The organism is Microbacterium sp. UBA3394, from assembly GCF_002358725.1.
GTDB classification, from domain to species: domain Bacteria; phylum Actinomycetota; class Actinomycetes; order Actinomycetales; family Microbacteriaceae; genus Microbacterium; species Microbacterium luteum.
This window is the reverse complement of record NZ_DEPK01000166.1, coordinates 18,121-30,683: the sequence shown is the minus strand read 5'-3', so window position 1 is coordinate 30,683 and position 12,563 is coordinate 18,121. Positions and strand designations below refer to the sequence as shown.

The 12,563-nt window shown below is 71.3% G+C and carries 10 protein-coding genes, 1 tRNA gene and 1 pseudogene; 6 read left to right on the top strand and 6 right to left on the bottom strand.

Going from position 1 to position 12,563, the window contains the following annotated elements; translation table 11 throughout:
- Positions 1-1,236, top strand: a 1,236-nt coding sequence (locus B4E30_RS09915) for an ABC transporter permease (RefSeq protein ID WP_286795096.1), incomplete at its 5' end; no start/stop codon positions are given.
- Entirely contained in the window at positions 1,233-2,279 is a 1,047-nt protein-coding gene (locus tag B4E30_RS09910; RefSeq protein WP_286795094.1) for a glycosyltransferase family 4 protein, read from the top strand. The genes B4E30_RS09915 and B4E30_RS09910, both read left to right, overlap by 4 nt.
- 259 nt (positions 2,280-2,538) lie before the next feature.
- Here the strand turns inward: B4E30_RS09910 and B4E30_RS09905 are convergent, their stop codons facing one another.
- The 3 genes from B4E30_RS09905 to B4E30_RS09895 all read right to left on the bottom strand — a co-directional run bounded on the left by B4E30_RS09905 (position 2,539) and on the right by B4E30_RS09895 (position 5,811).
- Positions 2,539-3,639 carry an ABC transporter permease gene (locus B4E30_RS09905; protein WP_286795092.1) on the bottom strand — a complete coding sequence of 367 codons (1,101 nt, stop codon included), beginning with the start codon at positions 3,637-3,639 and terminating at the stop codon, positions 2,539-2,541.
- A complete protein-coding gene (locus B4E30_RS09900; protein ID WP_194383638.1) occupies positions 3,636-4,640 on the bottom strand; it encodes an ABC transporter ATP-binding protein in 1,005 nt (334 codons plus the stop codon). Before B4E30_RS09900 ends, B4E30_RS09905 begins: the two co-directional genes overlap by 4 nt.
- Before the next feature lie 154 nt (positions 4,641-4,794).
- Positions 4,795-5,811, bottom strand: coding sequence for a glycerophosphodiester phosphodiesterase family protein (locus tag B4E30_RS09895; RefSeq protein ID WP_194383639.1), 1,017 nt, complete (start codon positions 5,809-5,811; stop codon positions 4,795-4,797).
- Between the two features lie 166 nt (positions 5,812-5,977).
- Here B4E30_RS09895 and B4E30_RS09890 point away from each other — a divergent pair, with 166 nt between their 5' ends.
- The 4 genes and pseudogenes from B4E30_RS09890 to B4E30_RS09875 all read left to right on the top strand — a co-directional run bounded on the left by B4E30_RS09890 (position 5,978) and on the right by B4E30_RS09875 (position 9,520).
- Positions 5,978-6,889 (top strand): Bax inhibitor-1/YccA family protein, encoded by a 912-nt coding sequence (locus B4E30_RS09890; protein ID WP_194385559.1) that lies wholly within the window; start codon positions 5,978-5,980, stop codon positions 6,887-6,889.
- Positions 6,890-7,532: 643 nt separating this feature from the next.
- Positions 7,533-8,771: pseudogene (gene ligD, locus B4E30_RS09885) on the top strand (non-homologous end-joining DNA ligase).
- A 55-nt stretch (positions 8,772-8,826) separates the two neighbouring features.
- On the top strand, positions 8,827-9,369 hold the full coding sequence (locus tag B4E30_RS09880) for a pyridoxamine 5'-phosphate oxidase family protein (protein WP_071044582.1): 543 nt from the start codon (positions 8,827-8,829) through the stop codon (positions 9,367-9,369).
- Positions 9,370-9,447: 78 nt separating this feature from the next.
- A tRNA-Met gene (locus tag B4E30_RS09875) sits at positions 9,448-9,520 on the top strand.
- A gap of 160 nt (positions 9,521-9,680) precedes the next feature.
- On the opposite strand, the gene guaA is transcribed toward B4E30_RS09875, so the two are convergent.
- The 3 genes from guaA to B4E30_RS09860 form a co-directional block, all read right to left on the bottom strand.
- On the bottom strand, positions 9,681-11,258 hold the full coding sequence (gene guaA, locus B4E30_RS09870; RefSeq protein ID WP_286795101.1) for a glutamine-hydrolyzing GMP synthase: 1,578 nt from the start codon (positions 11,256-11,258) through the stop codon (positions 9,681-9,683).
- Positions 11,259-11,320: 62 nt separating this feature from the next.
- Positions 11,321-11,866: a DUF3817 domain-containing protein gene (locus B4E30_RS09865; protein WP_071044581.1), complete on the bottom strand. Its 546-nt coding sequence runs from the start codon at positions 11,864-11,866 to the stop codon at positions 11,321-11,323.
- A gap of 40 nt (positions 11,867-11,906) precedes the next feature.
- On the bottom strand, positions 11,907-12,563 hold a 657-nt coding region (locus tag B4E30_RS09860), incomplete at its 5' end, for an SURF1 family cytochrome oxidase biogenesis protein (RefSeq protein ID WP_286795087.1).

Here is a 12,563-nt window from a genome sequence, read left to right as displayed (position 1 = left end):
CGCGTCGTCTTCGGCCCGGGCGACGGGCCGCAGATCGTGCTCGCCGCGCTCGCGGTGTACTACACCACGATGATCCCGCTGCTGGTGGGCGTGCGGGCGGCGCCGTCGACCTGGTTCGACCTGGTGCGCAGCTACGGTCGCGGACGCGCGGCGCAGCTGCGCTACGTGCGCGCCCGGGCCGCCGTCCCCTACCTCGTCGCGGGGCTCCAGATCGCAGCGCCCGCCGCCTTCCTGGGCGCCATGGTGGGCGAATTCACCGGAGCCGCCGGCGGAATGGGTGTGCTGACCCTCCGCGCCTCCCGTGACCTCGACATCGAGTTGACCTGGGCCCTCGCGGTGATCGCGACGGCCGTGTCCGTGATCGCCTACGCCGCGATCGGCGCGCTGGGCCGACGCGTCGACGGCGACAGGCCGCCGCTGATCCTCGCGCCGGCCCGCGCCCCCGCATCCCGTCGCCATCGCACGCGCGACGCGCTCCTGACCGCGGTCGGAGCGGCCGCCGTGCTGCTGGTGCTGTGGTGGGGCGGCATCCACGCGATCGGCCTGAGCCCGTTCCTCGCCCGTACGCCCGCCGACGTCGTCGTGATCCTGTCGGGAACGGCTGACGACGGCGAGGTCGTCGGCGCGCTGGCCGCCGCGATCGGCGAGACCGCGGCGCTCGCCGTGCCGGGGTATCTCGCGGGCCTGGCCGCCGGGGCAGGACTCGCGATCGTGCTCACCCTGGCCCCGCGCGCGGCAGCTGTGTCGATGCCGTTCGCGATCGCCCTGCGCGCCGTGCCGATCGTCACGACCGCTCCCCTGGTCGTGCTGCTGCTCGGCCGCGGTGCGGTCGGGGGCGTCGCCCTGGTGGCGGTCATGGTGTTCTTCCCCACCCTCATCGCGTGCCTCGAGGGCCTGCGTCGAGCCCCCGGCCAGGCGCTCGATGTGCTGCGGTCCTATGCCGCCCCGGCGAGGGTGCAGCTGGTGCGCGTGCGCATCCCCGCGATGCTCCCCGCGTTCTTCGCGGCGGCTCGGATGAGCGTGCCGGCGGCGGTGCTGGCGGTCACGGTGGTCGAGTGGCTCGCGCTGGGCTCCGGGGTGGGGAGCCTCATGGCCCTGGCGGCGTCGCGCTCGGGATACGACCTGCTCGCCGGCGCGGTCGTCGTCGTGACGGCGCTTTCGGCGCTCGGTTACGCCCTCGTGAGCGCCGTGGAGGCGCGCGTGCTGCGCGTGTACGCGCCGGAGCAGGCGACGTGATCGAGGCGGCCTTCGCCGTACCCGGCGACCTGGAGACGGTGACCGGCGGCTACCTCTACGAGAAGCGCCTCCTGCACGGGCTGCGCGACGCGGGAACGCCGACCGAGCTCATCCGGCTCGGCGGCTCCTTCCCCGATCCCACACCCGACGACCACGCACAGGCCGCGGCGGCACTGGCGGCGGTGCCGCCGGATCGTCCGCTGATCGTCGACGGGTTCGTCTTCGGCTCCCTCTCGCCCGAGGCTCTCGCGGCCATCGCCGCCCCGGTCGTCGGGATGGTGCACCATCCGCTCGCCCTCGAGGAGGGTCTCACCGCGGAGCGGCGCCGGTACCTCTTCGAGACCGAGCGGGCCAATCTCCGTCGCGCCGACGCCGTGCTCGTCCCCAGCCCGCACACCCGGCGCATGCTCGTGTCGGAATACGGCGCGGACCCGGAGCGGATCACGGTCGCGCGACCCGGCACCGATCGGCCGACGGGGGTACGCGCGCCGAGTGATCCGCCGCTCGTGCTGTCGGTCGGCATCCAGCACCCCCGCAAGGGACACGACGTGCTGCTGCGCGCCCTCGCACGCGTGACGGATGCGCCCTGGCGCGCCGTGATCGTCGGGTCCGCGTGGGACCCGGCCCACGCCGCCGAGTTGGCGCGTCTGCGCGGCGAACTCGGACTCGAGGGTCGTGTGCGGCTGGCCGGCGCCGTCTCGGATGCCGAGCGCGACGCCCTCGCGCGCGAGGCGGCGGTCTTCGCACTCGCGACACGGTACGAGGGCTACGGACTGGTGTTCGACGAGGCCCTCGCCCGCGGCCTGCCGATCGTGTCGTGCCGCACCGGCGCCGTGCCCGACACGGTGCCCGCCGATGCGGGACTGCTGGTTCCACCCGAGGATCCGGCCGCCTTCGCCGACGCGCTGCGCATCCTGCTCGCCGATCCGGCCCGCCGAGCGGACATGTCCGCGGCCACGGCGCGCGCGGGGCGTGCCCTGCCGTCCTGGCACGACACCGCCCTCACCGCCCAGCGCCTGCTCGCCAGCCTCACCCACCCCTGACCCAGCCGCCCCCAGCCCCAGCCCAGCATCCAGCCCCACGCGTGCATGTCGGAGAATCACGCGAATGTCGGATGATTTGTCCCGGATTCTCCGACATCGGCACGATTCTCCGACATCGGAGGCGGGCCCGAGGCCAGCAGGCAGCCGGGCCAGGCGGGGCTGGGCTGGGCGGGTGGGATGAGGCAGCCGAGGCCCGGCCCGAGGCAGCCGTGCGGCCGGGCAGCCGAGCCCGCCCGGGCGGGTGCAACCGGCGGCAGGATCAGGCGATGCGGGTGCCGCGCGGCAGACGGCCCGCGGGCGTGCGGGTGCGTGCCCAGGCCCACGCCAGGAGTTCGCCGGCGAGGACGATCTGCAGTCCGAGGCCGACGAACCAGCTCGGCACCGACTGGGCGACGACCTCCTCGGGGGTCTGGTAGTCCTGCTCGGTCCATGACAGCGGCGCGCACTCGTCCCACTGAGTCTCCAGCTCGGGCGGTTGCTGCGCGTAGGCGATGCCCGTCTTCAGCTGCGAGAAGACGTCCTGGGGGTTGCCGTTCGCGTCGAACCGGCCGGGCGCGGCGTCGCCGAGGATGACGAACGGGTTGGGCGCGAGCATCCACCAGACCCGATCGAAGCGCGGTGTCTCGGAGGTGTATGTCTCCCACTCACCGCACTCGATGTCTTCGTTGCAGGGATACGCCGCCGTCGAGGACTGCCCCGGCGCGCACGGCGGATCGTCGTTCGGCCCCACCGACGACCAGTCGTAGGTGCGGGTCTGATGCGTCGTCTCGGTGCGGATGGTCGCCCCCGCGAGCGCGAACGCGATCAGCGTGCCGATCACGAGCGCGGCGACCACGAGGTACGCGGTCGCCACCGAGAAGAGCGGGCGGGACAGGATGCCGCTGAGGGCCACCCCGATCGCGGCGAGCACGCCGATCTCAACTACGAGAACGGCCAGCGAGATCATGACGGTGAGGGGGTCGACACCGCCGGCGAACGTCGCGATCACGAGGAAGGGCACGGACACCGCGACGAAGGCGAGACCGGCGATCCAGGCGGCGAGGAACTTGCCGATGACGATCTCACCCGTGGTGGCGAGGGTCACCTGCACGGGCGCGAGGGTCGCTGCCTCCCGGTCGCCGTTGATCGCGTTCCCGCTGAAGGTGGGAGAGACGAGCACGACCAGGAGCAGCGTGAACGCCACGACCGTGGAGTAGATGGCGGCGCCGGGCTCCGGCACCCACTGCCACCCCAGGAACGACAGCACGCTGACGATGACCAGGAGCAGGGCGAAGACGCTCAGCAGCACGTACCACGCGACACTGCGGGTGCGCTGGGTCAGCTCGAGGCGGATGAGCGTGCCGAGCCGCTGCGCGTTCATGCGACATTTCCTTCGTCGCGGTCCGCTTCTTCGTCGCCGTCCGCGCGGTCGGGCGCGGCATCCGCATCGCGGCTCAGCTCGAGGAACGCGCGCTCGAGGTCGCCGTGCGCGGGGGCGAACTCGGCCACCGGCACCCCGGTGCCGACGATGCGGGCGAGGGCCTCGGCTGCCGCCGCCTCCCCCGCGAACGGCACCACGAGCTCTCGACGGTCGAACCCGACGGTGAACGGCTCGATGCCGAGGGCCGCGGCGACCGGCTCGATCGCCTTCTTGGGATCCCCCACGACGCGGATGCGCCAGGGCGTCGTCGCGGTCGAGCCCTCGCGCGGCGGTGCACTCACGGTGCGTCCCTCCACCAGGAACACCGCGTCGTCGGCGATCTCCTCCAGCTCGCTGAGGATGTGGCTGGAGACGAGCACCGTGCGCCCCTCCGCCGCGAACCGACGCAGCAGCACCCGCAGGTGGATCCGAGCCTGCGGGTCCAGGCCCGAGGCCGGCTCGTCCAGGAGCAGCACCGGAGGGTCGTGCACCAGGGCGCGCGCGAGGCCGAGCCGCTGCTTCTGCCCCCGCGACAGCACACGCGCCGGCGCATCGGCGAGCGCGGCGAGGTCGACCTCGTGGATCAGGTGCTCCGCGCGGGCGGCGGCCGCATCCGCCGGCATCCCGTACAGCCGGGCGGTGACGATGAGGGTCTCCCGCGAGGTGAGGCTTCCCCACGCGCCGAGGGCGTCCGGCATCCATCCGAGCCGACCGCGAACGGCCTGCGCATCGACGGCGGGGTCGAGGCCGGCGATGCGGATGGAGCCGGCGTCGGGCGCCAGGAGCGAGGCGAGCATGAGCAGCAGCGTCGTCTTCCCCGACCCGTTCGGACCGACGAGCGCCGTCACCCGGCCTGGAGCGGCCGTGAAGCCGACGTCGCGCACCGCGTGCACGGTGCCGAACGAGCGGCGCAGATCTGACACGACGATGCCGCCGGCATCATCCTGATGCGTTTCCCCCATGACCAGCACCCTACGCATCCGTCCCCCGCCTGGTCGGACAATCGGCCCGATGTCGGAGGATGCGGCGGGAACCCTCCGACATCGGCGCGATTCTCCGACATCGGCGGCCCGGGCTGGGGCGCGCTCAGTCGCGGAAGGGTCAGCGACGGACGGGTCAGGCGCGGAAGACCTCGACGCCGAGGTCGGGATGGTCGACGAAGACGCCGTCGACGCCGGCGTCGCGCAGCAGAGTCCACTCCGCACGCCAGTCGCCGTGCGCGGCGCGACCGCCGCCGGTGCGGAACCGCCGGGTGAGGAAGGCGTTCTCGGGGCGGCACGTCCACGTGAAGACCGACAGGCCCCGGGCGTGTGCGTCGACGACGACCCGGGGTCGGTTCAGCGCAGGCACGACGGAACTGCCGGCGTGGCCGAGCGCGTTGGACGCGAGCAGCATCCGCTTGTGCACGCTGATGCCGTCGACAGCGCCGACAAGGCGATCGAGACCCTCCGGCTCGGCGAAGGAAGCGAAGGTGGGCGCTGCCGACCCGTCCCGCGCCACGAGATCGGCGGGCTTGCCGGATGCATCGAGCAGCAGCACGGATGCCGCCGCCAGTCCGCGCTCGTGGAGGTCGGTCAGCACGGTCGGCTCGAAAGACTCGACGGTGAGCGGCGGTGTACCGTCGGTCCACCCTGCCGCGGCGAGTTCGGCGACCACGAGGGAAGCGACATCCCACCCGAGTGAGGCGAAGTACGTCGCGTGCTTGATCTCGAGCACGACGCCGACGCGCCCGCCGCCGCGGTCGCGCACAAGATCGAGCACGTTCCGCAGGCACAGCACCGGTTCGCCGTCGTCGTGCGCCGCACTGTCGGGCCGGAGGTCGGGAAGGCGTTCCCGGCAGCGCAGGGTCGACAGTTCATCCCAGACGAAGTCCTCGACGAACCAACCGGTCCACGCCACCCCGTCGATCGTCTTGGTGGTGCGCCGGTCGGCGAACTCCGGGCGCTCCGCCACGTCGGTGGTTCCGGAGATCTCGTTCTCGTGCCGCACCACGAGCACGCCGTCGCGCGAGACGACGACGTCCGGCTCGACCGCGTCGACGCCCTGGGCGAGCGCGAGCTCATACGACGACCGCGAGTGTTCGGGGCGATAGCCGGGCGCGCCGCGGTGGCCGATCACGAGGGGACGGGGCACGGGATCAGGCTACGCGTGCCAGGGCCGCGGCCGCGGATCAGGCCCGGGAGAAGCATCCGTTCATAGCCCTCTCACAGCCGCCTACTCCCGCGGAATAGCGCGGTTCGGTTAGTGTTGGACAACAGCACGATGCTGTGAAACCCCGCGACTTTGGAGTGTGAGAGCAGTGGCCCTCAACAACCCCGCATTCAACAACCCGGCGTTCCAGGACCCGCGCGCCGTGCAGAGCTACCCGGGAGGTGCGAACGCGGCGAACCTCGGCGGCCCGACGCAGTTCGCCACCGCGCAGCGCGCCGGCACCGACGCCGCCGCCCAGGCGAACCTCGAGGGCATGTACTCCGCCCCGTCGGCCGGTTCGACCGACACCGGCCGCATGACGATCGAAGACACGGTCGCCAAGACCATCGGCCTGTTCGCGATCCTCGTGGTCGGCGCCGTGGCCGGCTGGATCTGGACGATGGCTCCGGTCACCGCACAGAACCCCAACCCGACCGTGCTGCCGATGATCGTCGGTGGGCTGGTCGGATTCGTCCTGTCGCTCGTGGTGATCTTCACCTCGCGCAAAAAGGTGCGCCCGGGCCTGATCTTCGCCTACGCCGCAGCCGAGGGACTGTTCGTGGGCGGCATCTCGGCGTTCTTCGAATTCATCTGGCCGGGAATCGTCACACAGGCGACCCTCGCCACCCTCGTCGTCGTCGGCGTCACGCTGGCCCTGTTCGCCAGCGGCAAGATCCGTGCGTCCAAGCGCGCCACCAAGATCTTCCTCATCGCGATGGTCGGCTACCTCGTCTTCTCGCTCGTGAACGTCGGCCTCATGCTGTTCGGCGTCACCGACAACGCGTTCGGTCTGCGCAGCGAGACGATCTTCGGCATCCCGCTCGGCCTCATCCTCGGTGTGCTCGTGGTGATCATGGCGGCGTACTCCCTGGTGCTCGACTTCGACCAGATCCAGCAAGGCGTCCGCAACGGCGTCCCGCGTCAGATGGGCTGGCTGGGCGGCTTCGGCATCATGGTCACCGTCGTGTGGCTCTACGTCGAGATCCTCCGCATGATCGCGATCATCCGCGGCAGCAACTGACCCCCATCCGCGCACGAAGGGCCGTCCCAACCGGGGCGGCCCTTCGTCGTCCGCCGCTCCTCCTTTCTCCATCGCGGTCCTAACTCAGGCTGCGCGAGGCGAGAGCTGCGGAATCGACGCCGATTCCGCACCCCGGCATGCGCCGAGCCTGAGTTAGGGCACACCGCGCCGCTGCCGTCGACCAGCCGGCCGCCGCCCCGTCCCCGGAGGCAGGCGCCGGTGACCGCCCCGACAAGCCGGCCTCACCCGCCCCGGCAAGACGGCCTCACCGGGCGCCCGAACCCCGACAAGCCGGCCTCACCCGCCCCCCGGCACCTGAACCCGGCGCGCCTGCCTCACCCGCCCCCGGCACCTGAACCGGGCGCCCGCCCCAGCAAGACGGCCTCACCCGCCCCCACGTGCCCGAACCACGGCGCACGGCGCCTACCTCGCCCGCCGCCTACGTGCCCGAACTCAGGCTGAGAGAGAAGACGGCACCGGTGGGAGAGGGAATCCAGGGCCTCGCCTGCGCACCGAGCCTGAGTTAGGACACGGGGCAGGCCGGGCTGCAGCAGGCGCGTGGGCAGAGGTACGCGCGTGGGCACAGGCGGGGGCGGGAGGCAAGCGGTGGCCGCGGCGAGGCGGGCCGAGTAGCGTCCGGCGTATGACACCCGCGAAGAGCCCGGCCGAGGTGATCGACGTCGACGGCACCGACGTGCGGATCACGAGCCCCGACAAGGTGGTCTTCCCGCAAGCCGGCCTGACGAAGATCGACATCGTGCGGTACTACCTCGCCGTCGCCGACGGCGCTCTGCGGGGCGCGGCCGGACGCCCGATGGTGCTCAAGCGCTTCCCCCGCGGCATCGACGTCGAACCCTTCTTCCAGAAGCGCGTGCCCGAGAACCACCCGCTGTTCATCGACACCGCCACCCTCCACTACGCCCGCGGAACCTCGGCTGAGGAGGCCGTGATCCGGGATGCGGCCGGGCTCGCCTGGGTTGCGAACCTCGGATGCCTCGACCTCAACCCCCACCCCGTGCGGGCCGAAGACCTCGACCATCCCGATGAGCTCCGCATCGATCTGGACCCCATGCCGGGGGTGGAATGGGCGCAGATCGTGGATGTCGCCTTCGTCGCCCGCGACGTGCTCGACGACGTGGGCCTGGCCGGCTGGCCCAAGACGAGCGGCTCCCGCGGGATGCACATCCTCGTTCGCATCACGCCCTCGTGGGACTACGCCGCGGTTCGCCGGGCCGCCGAGACGATCGCCCGCGAGGTCGAGAACCGGGCGCCCGGCCTGGCGACGGCTCGCTGGTGGAAGGAGGAGCGCGGCGAGAGCGTCTTCGTCGACTTCAACCAGAACGCCAAGGACCGTACGGTCGCCTCCGCGTACTCGATCCGGCCGGTTCCGGATGCGCGCGTGTCGACGCCGCTGCACTGGGACGAGGTGCGGGAACGTCGCCCGGCCGAGTTCACCGCCCGCACCGTGCCCGAGCGTTTCGCGCAGATCGGCGACCCGCACGACGGCATCGACGCCGCCGCCGGGGACCTCACCGCCCTGCTGCGACTCGCCGATGACCTGGGTCCCGCGGAGAAACCGCCGCGGCGCACCGACGGTTCCGGACGGCGGGCATAGACGATGCCGCTCATCGAGGTGGCCCGCACGAAGACCAAGCCCGAGGCGCAGGATGCGCTCGAGACGTGGCGATCATCACACCCCGCCGCGGCCGCCCAGCTGCACCCGGCAGACGTGCTCATCGACGGGATGCGCGGCTCGAGTTCGCTCTGGTACCGCGTCCGGGTGAACCTGCAGCACGTCGACGAGGCCGATCGACCCCCGCAGGAGGAACTGATCGCCACGTATGACCCATGGGCCGGGCGCAACAACAGCCCGAGCCCTTGAACCGGCAGCGCGGGAGCGAGATGCTGGAAGCACCCACCGGGAAAGGAGCAGAAACATGACTTCCGCCCCGCACCACCTCAGCACCGCCGAGTGCTGGACGCGCATCGAGGGCGAGAGCGTCGGGAGGCTCGCGATCATCCGCGACGACGGCGGCCCCGACCTCTTCCCCGTCAACATCGCCGCGCACGAAGGCGCGGTCTACTTCCGCACCGCCTCGGACACGAAGGTGGTGCGCCTGACGACGCACCCGGCCTCAGCCTTCGAAGTCGACGGTCACGACGATGACGGCTGGTGGAGCGTCGTGCTGCGCGGTCGAGCCGAACGGGTCGGCGACGCGACGGAGATCGAGCGCAGCGGCGTCTCGCGCCTGCTGACGGCCAGTCCGCGCTACAAGCCGCACGTGTTCCGCCTGACGCCGGTGACGATCACGGGCCGACGATTCGCCGACCGCGACGTCGTGAGAGCGCCCTCCCGCACGATGGTGGTCGACGAGGAGACGGGTGCACCGGCGGAGAGCCAGGTGCCACAGCACCCGCACGAGCGGCACGAGCGCCCCACGACCATCCCCTCTCACCGGCCGTGGCGCGACAGCTCATGAGGCCGTCGCCCACCGCGGCTCTGTCACGGGGCGACACACTCTTCGCCCCGCTCTCCGCCGACGCTAACGTGGCGGTATCGCGGCGATCCGGGCGGTCCCGGGCGACGGTTCATACCCGATCGCGTTGCGGGTTCGACTCCCGCCGTCGCGTCTGAAGCCGTCTCGGGAGATCTCGATACGTCGGCTTCGCCGCCTACTCGATCGGAGTCGCAGGAGCCTCAACGCCGCTTTGCGGCAGTGACCCGCCTCGACTCACTCCCACTCGGCCGCTGGCGCGACCGAGTGCCACCGCATCCGTCTCGAGTGGGAGCTCACTCCCACTCGATGGTCCCCGGCGGCTTGGACGTCACATCCAGCACCACGCGGTTGATCTCGCACACCTCGTTCGTGATGCGGTTGGAGATCTTCGACAGCACGTCGTAGGGCAGGCGGGTCCAGTCGGCGGTCATCGCGTCTTCGCTCGAGACCGGTCGCAGCACGATCGGATGCCCGTACGTGCGGCCGTCTCCCTGCACGCCGACCGAGCGCACGTCGGCCAGGAGCACCACCGGGCACTGCCAGATCTCCCCGTCGAGCCCCGCCTTCGTCAGCTCCTCGCGGGCGATGGCGTCGGCGTCACGCAGGATCTCGAGGCGGTCAGCGGTGACCTCACCCACGATGCGGATGCCGAGGCCGGGCCCCGGAAACGGCTGGCGGGCGACGATGACCTCGGGCAGCCCGAGCTCGCGTCCGATCGCACGCACCTCATCCTTGAACAGGGTGCGCAACGGTTCGACGAGCTCGAACTGCAGGTCTTCGGGAAGCCCGCCGACGTTGTGGTGACTCTTGATGTTGGCCGCGCCCGTGCCCCCGCCGGACTCGACGACGTCGGGATAGAGCGTGCCCTGCACGAGGAAGCGGATGGGCTCGCCGTCGGCAGCCGCCTCGGCGACGAGGTCGGCCTGCGCCTTCTCGAACGAGCGGATGAACTCGCGCCCGATGATCTTGCGCTTCTCCTCCGGGTCGCTCACGCCCTCGAGCGCACGCAGGAACTGCTCACGAGCGTCGACGGTCACGAGACGCACACCGGTGGAGGCCACGTAATCCTGCTCGACCTGCTCGCGCTCGCCCTTGCGCAGGAGCCCGTGGTCGACGAAGACGGCGACGAGCTGGTCCCCGACCGCCTCGTGCACGAGAGCCGTCGACACGGCTGAGTCCACGCCGCCCGACAGCGCCGACAGCACGCGGCCGGTGCCGACCTGCGCGCGGATCTTCTCGACCTGCTCGGCGATGACGTTGCCGCTGTTCCAGTCGGCGGGAAGGCCGGCCGCCTTGTGCAGGAAGTTCTCCAGCACCGCCTGGCCGTGGTCGGAGTGCTTGACCTCGGGATGCCACTGCACGCCGTACATGCGGCGCTCGTCGTTGCCGAAGGCGGCCACGGGGGTGGCATCGGTGGAGGCGAGCACGTCGAAGCCTTCGGGCGCACGGGAGACCTGGTCGCCATGGCTCATCCACACGTTCTGCGAGGCCGGCTGGCCGCCCAGTAGAACGCCGCCGTCGCCGAAGAGCGCCGCATCCGTCGCGCCGTACTCGCGCAGGCCCGTGTTCGCAACCTCGCCGCCGAGCGTGCGGGCCATCACCTGGAATCCGTAGCAGATGCCGAGCGTCGGAACCCCGAGGTCGAACACGCCGGCATCGAGCGAGGGCGCGCCCTCCTCGTACACCGACGAGGGACCGCCGGAGAGGATGATGCCGAGCGGCTCGCGCGCGGCGATCTCCTCGGCCGTGGCGGTGTGCGGGACGATCTCGCTGTAGACGCCGGCCTCGCGCACGCGGCGGGCGATGAGCTGGGCGTACTGGGCACCGAAGTCGACGACGAGCACCGGGCGGAACTCGGTGTCACCCTCGATCGACGGGCTCGTGTCGGCGCCGTCGAACGTATCGGTGCGATCGATGTGGTCGGGGGATTCTGTCACCGGTGGTTCTCCGTCGGAATCTCGTGGGTCAGCGTCGAGTGCGCGGCATGGGTGTGGAGCTCGTCGTCTTCACGCTGTCGCAGGTAGGCCCTCACCTCGCGCGCGACGCGGGCCTCCATGAAGAACGACAGCAGCGGCACGATGCCGCCGAGGGCCAGCACGATGAAACGGCCGAAGCGCCAGCGCATGAGGCTCCAGATGCGGAAGCACGCGAACAGGTACACGACGTAGAACCAGCCGTGCGCCACGAGGATGAACAGGGAGATGTTCAGCCCGTCGCCGGTGGAGACCATCTCGCAGTCGTTGGTCATCGGCGCGAACAGCGACCACCACTGGCAATCGGCACCGGGGATGACCGTCGCGAACCACAGCGCTCCGCCGGACCCGCCGGCGAACAGCTCGACGTGCAGCGGCGTGTACTTGAGGATCATCTCGGCGACCAGCAGCAGCAGGCCGACACCGGTGATGATCGACGCCACCTGGTAGAACTTCAGAGCGCCGCGGATCGCCGGGAACGAGGAGAGCTTCGGGGCGCGCGGCATGCATCGATTCTAGTCGGCGCCTCAGACACCCCGTTCCGCGCTACGCAGCCGCGGCATCCTCGAGGTCTTCGACCTCCTTCTCCCACGCATCGCGCGCCAGGCGGTACCACATGTAGAACGCGAAGCCCGCGAAGATCGCCCATTCGGCGGCGTAGAAGATGTTGAGCCAGTTCACACCGGATCCCTGATCGGGCGGGCGCGTGGTGATCTGCTGCAGGGGCTCGGATGCCGTCTCCGACACCAGGTACGGACGGTACACGTCGATGCCGTCCGCGTCGCTCCACCGGCTGAGAAGCGCGGCCGGCGACATGCGGGTGAGGGTGAGGGGATCCGCGCTCTGCGGCGGCGGGACGGGCCCCTCGTCGGAGATGAGCCGGCCGGTGAGTGCGAGCGCCGCGGCATCGTTCGGTCGTTCAGCCGCATCCTCGGACAGCTGCTCTGCGGCGGCGAGCGCCTCCTCCTCGGTGGCCGCCCACCCGACGGCGACCGCCAGCGACGTCGGCGCCTCGGCGGTCGCGACGCGGAACTGACCCGTCACCCAGTAGCCCTCCACACCGTCGTTGTAGCGCGAGGAGACGACGATGTAGTCGTCGGGGACGAACGCGCCGGTCACGGTCACCCGCTGCCCGACGAGCGGCTCGGGCAGGTACTCCCCCGGCTGCACGACGTCGTCGATGGGCTGCACCTGCTCGGTGAC